This is a genomic window from Blastomonas sp. CCH1-A6, assembly GCF_001556365.1.
In the GTDB taxonomy this organism is placed as follows: domain Bacteria; phylum Pseudomonadota; class Alphaproteobacteria; order Sphingomonadales; family Sphingomonadaceae; genus Blastomonas; species Blastomonas ursincola.
The window spans coordinates 1-7,079 of record NZ_LSIS01000533.1; the positions used below are offsets into that span (position 1 = coordinate 1).

Here is a 7,079-nt window from a genome sequence, read left to right on the forward strand (position 1 = left end):
GAGCTTTGCGGTGGCGGGGCTGGTCAGCGATTCGGGCGTCGAGGTCGACGACACGCGGCCCATCGCGACCAGCTTCCCCGATTTCCTGACGCTGCTCGAAAGCGCGCAGGCTGGGGCATGAGCCCGCTCGCCGCCAATATCATCGGCATTATCGGCAGCGTGCTGTTCATGGGCGGCTTCATCTATGCCAACCGGGCCCGGCAGATCGACAAGCTGCTGTTCAACGCGATCAACCTGGCAGGTGCCATCCTGCTGCTCATCTCGCTTTCGGTGCATTTCAACCTCGCGGCCGTGATTCTCGAGACTGCCTGGGGTCTGATCGCGCTATCGGGGATCATCAGCGCGCTGCGTGCGCGGCGCGAGGGGAAACCATCATGAAACGAACCGTCCTTTTCACCCTCCTGCTGACGGGCTGTGCCTCTGCCCCGATGGCCACCCCGCGCCTTGCGAGCGATGCGCAGATCGCCGCGGCCGAAGCAGAGCCCGTCGGCGAGTTCGCGACCGAGATGCGCTGGAACGATCGGATGGCCCCTTTCACCATCCTGGATAACGTTCATTATGTCGGCACCGCCGGGATCGGCGTGTTCCTGGTCACCACGCCCGAGGGGCATGTGCTGATCGATGGCGCGCTCGCGCAATCGGTGCCGCAGATCCTGGACAATATCCGCACGCTGGGCTTCGAGCCCAAGGACGTAAAGTATATCCTCAACACGCATGGCCATTTCGACCATGCCGCAGGGTTGGCGGGCCTGCAGCGCGCGAGCGGCGCCAAGGTCATCGGCAGCGCGGCGGACAAGCCCTATCTGGAGGCCGGGCGTGTCGACCATGGCCCGACAAAGGACGCGCTGTTTCCGCCGGTGCGGGTCGATCGCACGGTCGGAGACGGCGATACGGTCAGGTTGGGCGGGACCACGCTGACCGCGCATCTGACGCCGGGCCACTCGCCGGGATGCACCTCATGGGGCCTGACCGCGAAGGATTCCACCGACACCCCTCGCAAGGTCTTCCTGCATTGCAGCGCTTCGCTGGGCGGCCAGTCGCTGGTGCCGCCCGCCTATCCGGGCATGGCCGACAATTACCGCGCCAGCTTCGCCAAGGTTCGGGCGATACAGGCAGACGTGTTTCTCGCTAACCATGACATGTTCTTCGGCCTGCACGAAAAGCGCGCGCGGCAGCTGGCGGGAGAAAGGGACGCCTTTGTCGATCCGGGCGAGTTGCAGCGGTTCAACAGCGCTATGGAGCAAGGTTTCCTGAAGGCCCTGGCCAAAGAGCAGGCCGCTGCAGACGCGGGCAAGCGGCCATGATCATCGCGGTCGATGGACCTACGGCGAGCGGCAAGGGCACGATCGCCAGGGCACTGGCCAAGCATTTCGGGCTGCCGCATCTCGACACCGGGCTGCTCTATCGCGCTGTCGGTGTGATGGCGGTGAGGCTGGGCGGCGATCCCGACAATCCCGACGAGGCGCTGGCCGGTTGCGCGTTCGACGATGCGCTGCTGAACGACGACCATCTGCGCAGCGAGATGGCAGGTGGCCTTGCCAGCCGCGCCTCGCGTCACCCTGCGGTCCGCCAGGCGCTGCTCGAACGGCAGCGGGCGTTTGCATCGCAACCGGGCGGGGCAGTGCTCGACGGTCGCGATATCGGCACGGTGATCGCGCCCGATGCTGCAGCCAAGCTGTTCGTCACCGCCAGCGTCGCCGCACGCGCCGCGCGGCGCTATCATGAGATGCTGAGCCGGGGCGAACAGGTGACGCTGGAGGAGATCGCGGCAGACCTCGCCGCACGTGATGCGCGCGATTCCGGAAGGGCGGTCGCGCCGCTCAAGCCCGCCGATGACGCGCTCTTGCTTGATACCAGCGATTTGACTATAGGGCAGGCCGTTCAAAGGGCCATAGAGCTGGTGAACGGCAGGACAGAAGGCGGCCCAGCCGCCCGACCTTAGATGTTTCGATCATCGTGAACATCGCACGCGCCGCAAGCGGTCCGGGCGAGCGTTCGCGCTGTTTGCATATCTGCTGCTGTCCCCCGCAAACATGCGCTTTTCGGGCGCTTTCCGGTGCATTCGGCCCGGGGGGCAGGTTCAGCCAAGACCGCCGGAGACAACCGGCTGGCCGGACAAAACTGTGTTAAGGAACGTTGGATTTATGGCCTCTACGGCATTTCCCAGCCGCGATGATTTTGCGGCACTTCTCGACGAATCGCTGGGCGGCGCTGCCGCTGTCGACGGCGGATTCGAAGGCCGCGTCGTCAAGGGCACGGTCACTGCAATCGAAAACGACAAGGCCGTCATCGACGTCGGTCTGAAGTCGGAAGGCCGCGTGGCGCTGCGCGAGTTCGCCGCCCCCGGTCAGGACCACGGCCTGAAGGTCGGTGACGAAGTCGAAGTCTATGTCGACCGGATCGAGAATGCCGATGGCGAAGCGATGCTGTCGCGCGACCGCGCACGCCGCGAAGCCGCATGGGACAAGCTGGAAAATGAATTCGGCGAAGGCAAGCGCGTCGAAGGCGTGATCTTCGGTCGCGTCAAGGGCGGCTTCACCGTCGATCTCGACGGCGCCGTCGCGTTCCTGCCCGGCAGCCAGGTCGATATCCGCCCCGTGCGCGATGTCACCCCGCTGATGGACATTCCGCAGCCCTTCCAGATCCTCAAGATGGACCGTCGTCGCGGCAATATCGTCGTCTCGCGTCGCGCCGTTCTGGAAGAAACCCGTGCCGAACAGCGCACCGGCCTCATCCAGTCGCTGGCCGAAGGCCAGATCATCGACGGCGTCGTCAAGAACATCACCGATTACGGTGCGTTCGTTGACCTGGGCGGCATCGACGGCCTGCTGCACGTCACCGACATCAGCTACAAGCGCATCAACCACCCGAGCGAAGCGATCAGCATCGGCGAAACCGTCAAGGTGCAGATCATCCGTATCAACCAGGATACGCAGCGCATCTCGCTGGGCATGAAGCAGCTCGAAAGCGATCCGTGGGAAGGCGCCAGCGTCAAGTATCCGGTCGGTGCGAAGCTTTCGGGTGCCGTCACCAACATCACCGAATATGGTGCGTTCGTCGAGCTGGAGCCGGGCATCGAAGGCCTGGTGCACGTTTCGGAAATGTCGTGGACCAAGAAGAACGTCCATCCCGGCAAGATCGTTTCGACCAGCCAGGAAGTCGATGTCATCGTTCTGGAAGTCGATGCCGAGAAGCGCCGCATCTCGCTGGGCCTCAAGCAGGCACAGTCGAACCCCTGGGACGCCTTTGCAGAAAAGCACCCGGTGGGCAGCGTCGTCGAGGGCGAAGTCAAGAACGCGACCGAGTTCGGTCTGTTCATCGGCCTGGATGGCGATGTCGACGGCATGGTCCACATGTCGGATATCGCCTGGGGCATCTCGGGTGAAGACGCGCTCAACCTGCACCTCAAGGGCGAGCAGGTTAAGGCGATCGTTCTCGACGTCGATGTCGAGAAGGAGCGCATCTCGCTGGGCATGAAGCAGCTCGAAAAGGGTGCTCCGGCCGTGGGCGGCGCCGACAGCTCGAACCTGCGCAAGAACGAAGTCGTCACCGTCACTGTGCTCGAAGTGCGCGACGGCGGCCTGGAAGTCCAGGTTGGCGAAGACGGCGCGACCGGCTTTATCAAGCGCAACGATCTGGGCCGCGACCGCGACGAACAGCGTCCCGACCGCTTCCAGGTCGGCCAGAAGCTCGACGCGATGGTCACCGGTTTCGATCGCTCGCGCAAGCCGACCTTCTCGGTCAAGGCGCACCAGCTGGCCGAAGAAAAGCAGGCTGTTGCACAGTACGGTTCGTCCGACTCGGGTGCGTCGCTGGGCGACATCCTCGGCGCCGCTCTCAAGCAGCGCGAAGACTGATCCCAAGGGTCTTCCCCGTGCGTCAGTGCGGGTGACGTTTCAAAAAGGGGCATCGGCTTTCGGCCGGTGCCCTTTTTTGTGCAATCTGGCGCGAATAGCAGCAGCGCCCCCAAGAACAGCGTTGAAACCAATCACGATTTCTGACAGCATTTGACTGCCTGTCGACTGGCATCAGCGCTGGGCACTTGCATCTGCGTTTCCGTTATACGGGTCAGACGCATTGGCTTGTCGGGGGGCTGGTCAATTGATTGTGGGATGTGGTGTGAGGGACGCCGCAGCCTGGCATCCCGTCGTGTAATCGATTGCAGGAGATTGACCATGATACGATCGGAACTGCTGCAGCTGTTGGAGGAAGAAAATCCAGGGCTCCGGTCAGACGAGATCGAAAAGATCCTCGATATCTTCTTCGACAACATCATCGAGCGACTGGCTGAAGGCGGACGGGTCGAATTGCGGGGCTTCGGAGCCTTTTCCACCCGCGCGCGCGAGCCGCGCAAGGGGCGCAACCCGCGTACGGGCGAAGCCGTCGACGTGCCCGCCAAGCGCGTGCCGTATTTCAAGCCCGGCAAGGAAATGCGCGCCCGGCTCAACGCCGATTGAGCAACCAGACGGAGCGGGCAGGCAAGCTACGGACTTGCCGCGCTGCTTTATCCCGGCTTATAGACCCCTGCGCCGTGCGGGCGTGGCGAAATGGTAGACGCAACGGACTTGAACATCATGTGAGTGCGCGCGGGGAAACCTGCGACGTAGAACTGCTCAAATTCGGGGAACCCTGTCAAATGGCAATCCCGAGCCAAGCCCGTGCCTCGCGGCCGGGAAGGTGTAGAGACTAGACGGGCAGCACCTAAACCCTGAAATGCCAGGGCAGGGTGAAGGGATAGTCCAGACCCCGAACGCGCCCCAGGCGGCGCGGCGGCGAAAGCCGTGGCGGGTAAGAAAATCCGTCGGGCTTTGCCCGTGGGGGTTCGAGTCCCCCCGCCCGCACCAGGCCTGCCGACAGGGCAGGCGCTCCGCGCCGGATCAGGCGGCGTTGCGCCCTTGCAGTGGATCGCGGCTGCTGATCGCACAATTGCGTCCCGATGCCTTGGCTTCATAGAGCGCCGCATCGGCGCGGGCATACAGTGCCTTTGCGCTGTCGCCAGCGCTCCAGCATGCAACGCCCAGGCTAGCGGTGATGTTCAGCGTCAGATTGCCATGCACTTGGAACGGCTGGCGCGCGATCGCGGCGCGGATGCGTTCGGCAATGGCATCGGCGATGACTGGTCGCGCGCGGTCGAGGATGACCATGAACTCTTCGCCGCCCATCCGACCGATCATGTCGCCCGGCCGCAGCAGCGACTGCACCCGACTGGCCAGCGCCCGCAGCGCATCGTCGCCGGCAACATGGCCGTGGCGGTCGTTGATCGTCTTGAACCGGTCGATATCGAGCACGATGACCGCGAGCGACCCACCGGTGCCCATGCGCTCGAGCCGGGCGTCGAGATCGCTCAACACTTTGCGCCGGTTGGCAACACCGGTCAGTGGGTCGAGTTCCGACAGGATGCGCAGCTTTTCATTGGCATCGTTGAGCGCCCTGGTGCGTTCGGCGACGCGCTGCTCCAGTTCGCCATGCGAGGTGCGGATCGCACCGGCCAGCGTCTCGAAGCGCGAGACGAGCCGGGCAACCTCGTTGCCGGTGCGATCATCGGCGGGCATCTCCAGCATCGCATCGCTGGCCAGGCCGCGCGTGATCCGTTCCGCTTCGCGCGTCAACCGCCGCAGCGGCTTGGCGACCAGATGGCGCAGCACCAGCACCACGATCAGCAGACAGCCGGCCAGCGCGATCACCGCCATGGCCGCGATACGCGGGATCGGGCGCAGCGCCCTGGCCAGGATCAGCTGCTCGGGCTTGACGGTGAGCGCATACCAGCCCGGGCCGGGCACCTGGTGCAGCGACACATAGGCATCGAGAGCCTCTGCCTTGCCGACATAGCCATTCTGGCCATGGCGACGCACCAGCGCCCAGATCGCAGCCAGGTCGGACCGTGCGCTGTTCGTGATGTCCAGATATTCCCCGGTCTTGCGGCTGTTCTGCCGCGTATAGCCGGGATGATAGATCAGCCGCCCCTCGCGCGAGATCAGGATAACCTGTTCTTCTGCGGAGTCGGCAAAGCGCCCTGCCGGGGCAATCTCGTCGAGCGGCATCGACGTGCCGAACGTGCCGATATGCCGCATATCGCGATCGACCGGGGTCATGCAGCCCGTCGTCCAGACCTCCCGATATTTCAGCGAGATCAGCGATTGCAGTCCGGTGCAGCGCATCGCGCGCGCAGGATTGGCCGCGATGGTCGAAATGGTCGCGAACTCGCGGTCCTGAAACGCGAAGTCCGCAGGCGCGGTCTGGCGATAGAATTCCAGCCGGTCGGGCCGGTCAGGCGCGAAGATGACGATGCCGTTGCGCGGCGTGAAATAATAGAGGCTTTCCAGATCGTGACGGCTGCCCTCGCTGAGGCGGCGGATGGCCAGGGTCGCGGCCACGATGTCGCGCACCGCGCCATCGTCCTGGTCGATCCCGGCAGGGATGAAGCCCGCCATGCCGTGCACCATCCCGATCGCGGTCGGGCCGCCGGTGAACATCCTGTCGATGCTGCGCCGCGTGCCGTCGGGGCGCAGCGGATAGAGCGCCTCGAACGCGCGCCGCGCCTCAGCATCGGTCAGCGCGGCGTGCTCTTCGCGGAACAGCTCGACCGCGCGTGTCTGCGTCCGCTGGATGCGATCGAACCGGTCGGTCAGTTCGTGCACCACTGCGGCATTGCGCTGGTCGAGCCGCGCCAGCGATTCGTCGATCGCCTTGGCGCGCTCCTGCGAAAAGGCGACTAGCGCGGTCGCAGCGATCATCAGGGTAAATCCGATGGCGAGGCTCAGCGCCGTGCGCGAGCTGACCGACATCGAACGAAACCATGGCGAGAGGCGGGCAAGCATGGCGCCTTGTGGACGATTTTGGTTAATTTACTGCAAAGCCTAGCACTTTCCTCCCGGACTGGCGGGATTATCCTATCCGCAACGGTTCGGCCGGGCCTATCCTGGCGACAGGGGCCGGGTTGTGATGCGGGTCATGGTTTGACCGGATATTGCCGCTACGATAATGTGGGCCAGGGTCGTTGGCGGTTCCTGACTGGAGAGGCTGAACGATGGAAAACAGGTTGATGAAATCGGGCATGCAGGCGCTCGCGCTGACGGCGG

Annotated in this window: 7 protein-coding genes; 5 read left to right on the forward strand and 2 right to left on the reverse strand. The window is 64.3% G+C overall.

The genetic code is table 11. From position 1 onward, the window contains the following. Positions 1-117 precede the first annotated feature (117 nt). The 5 genes from AX735_RS22985 (at position 118) to AX735_RS23005 (ending at position 4,457) form a co-directional block, all read left to right on the forward strand. A complete protein-coding gene (locus tag AX735_RS22985; RefSeq protein ID WP_066284926.1) occupies positions 118-378 on the forward strand; it encodes a CBU_0592 family membrane protein in 261 nt (86 codons plus the stop codon). Continuing rightward, a complete protein-coding gene (gene bla, locus AX735_RS22990) occupies positions 375-1,304 on the forward strand; it encodes a subclass B3 metallo-beta-lactamase (RefSeq protein ID WP_082751282.1) in 930 nt (309 codons plus the stop codon). Before AX735_RS22985 ends, bla begins: the two co-directional genes overlap by 4 nt. Next, positions 1,301-1,942 carry a (d)CMP kinase gene (locus AX735_RS22995; RefSeq protein ID WP_066284930.1) on the forward strand — a complete coding sequence of 214 codons (642 nt, stop codon included), beginning with the start codon at positions 1,301-1,303 and terminating at the stop codon, positions 1,940-1,942. Before bla ends, AX735_RS22995 begins: the two co-directional genes overlap by 4 nt. 202 nt (positions 1,943-2,144) lie before the next feature. Further along, a complete protein-coding gene (gene rpsA / locus AX735_RS23000) occupies positions 2,145-3,857 on the forward strand; it encodes a 30S ribosomal protein S1 (protein WP_066284932.1) in 1,713 nt (570 codons plus the stop codon). A 318-nt stretch (positions 3,858-4,175) separates the two neighbouring features. After that, the gene (locus AX735_RS23005; protein ID WP_060979331.1) at positions 4,176-4,457 is read left to right on the forward strand and encodes an integration host factor subunit beta; all 282 of its coding nucleotides are present in this window, start codon (positions 4,176-4,178) and stop codon (positions 4,455-4,457) included. Between the two features lie 420 nt (positions 4,458-4,877). Here AX735_RS23005 and AX735_RS23010 read toward each other — a convergent pair whose 3' ends face one another. After that, on the reverse strand, positions 4,878-6,785 hold the full coding sequence (locus tag AX735_RS23010; RefSeq protein WP_171007859.1) for a diguanylate cyclase domain-containing protein: 1,908 nt from the start codon (positions 6,783-6,785) through the stop codon (positions 4,878-4,880). Positions 6,786-6,885: 100 nt separating this feature from the next. Next, a partial coding sequence (locus AX735_RS26570) for a hypothetical protein (RefSeq protein WP_231750236.1) occupies positions 6,886-7,079 on the reverse strand: 194 nt, incomplete at its 5' end.

What these genes read in the sequence shown, in the direction of transcription:
- AX735_RS22985 (WP_066284926.1), top strand. Translation starts at nt 118, where the DNA reads ATGAGCCCGCTCGCCGCCAATATCATCGGCATTATCGGCAGCGTGCTG.
- bla (WP_082751282.1), top strand. Translation starts at nt 375, where the DNA reads ATGAAACGAACCGTCCTTTTCACCCTCCTGCTGACGGGCTGTGCCTCT.
- AX735_RS22995 (WP_066284930.1), top strand. Translation starts at nt 1,301, where the DNA reads ATGATCATCGCGGTCGATGGACCTACGGCGAGCGGCAAGGGCACGATC.
- rpsA (WP_066284932.1), top strand. Translation starts at nt 2,145, where the DNA reads ATGGCCTCTACGGCATTTCCCAGCCGCGATGATTTTGCGGCACTTCTC.
- AX735_RS23005 (WP_060979331.1), top strand. Translation starts at nt 4,176, where the DNA reads ATGATACGATCGGAACTGCTGCAGCTGTTGGAGGAAGAAAATCCAGGG.
- AX735_RS23010 (WP_171007859.1), bottom strand. Translation starts at nt 6,785, where the DNA reads ATGTCGGTCAGCTCGCGCACGGCGCTGAGCCTCGCCATCGGATTTACC.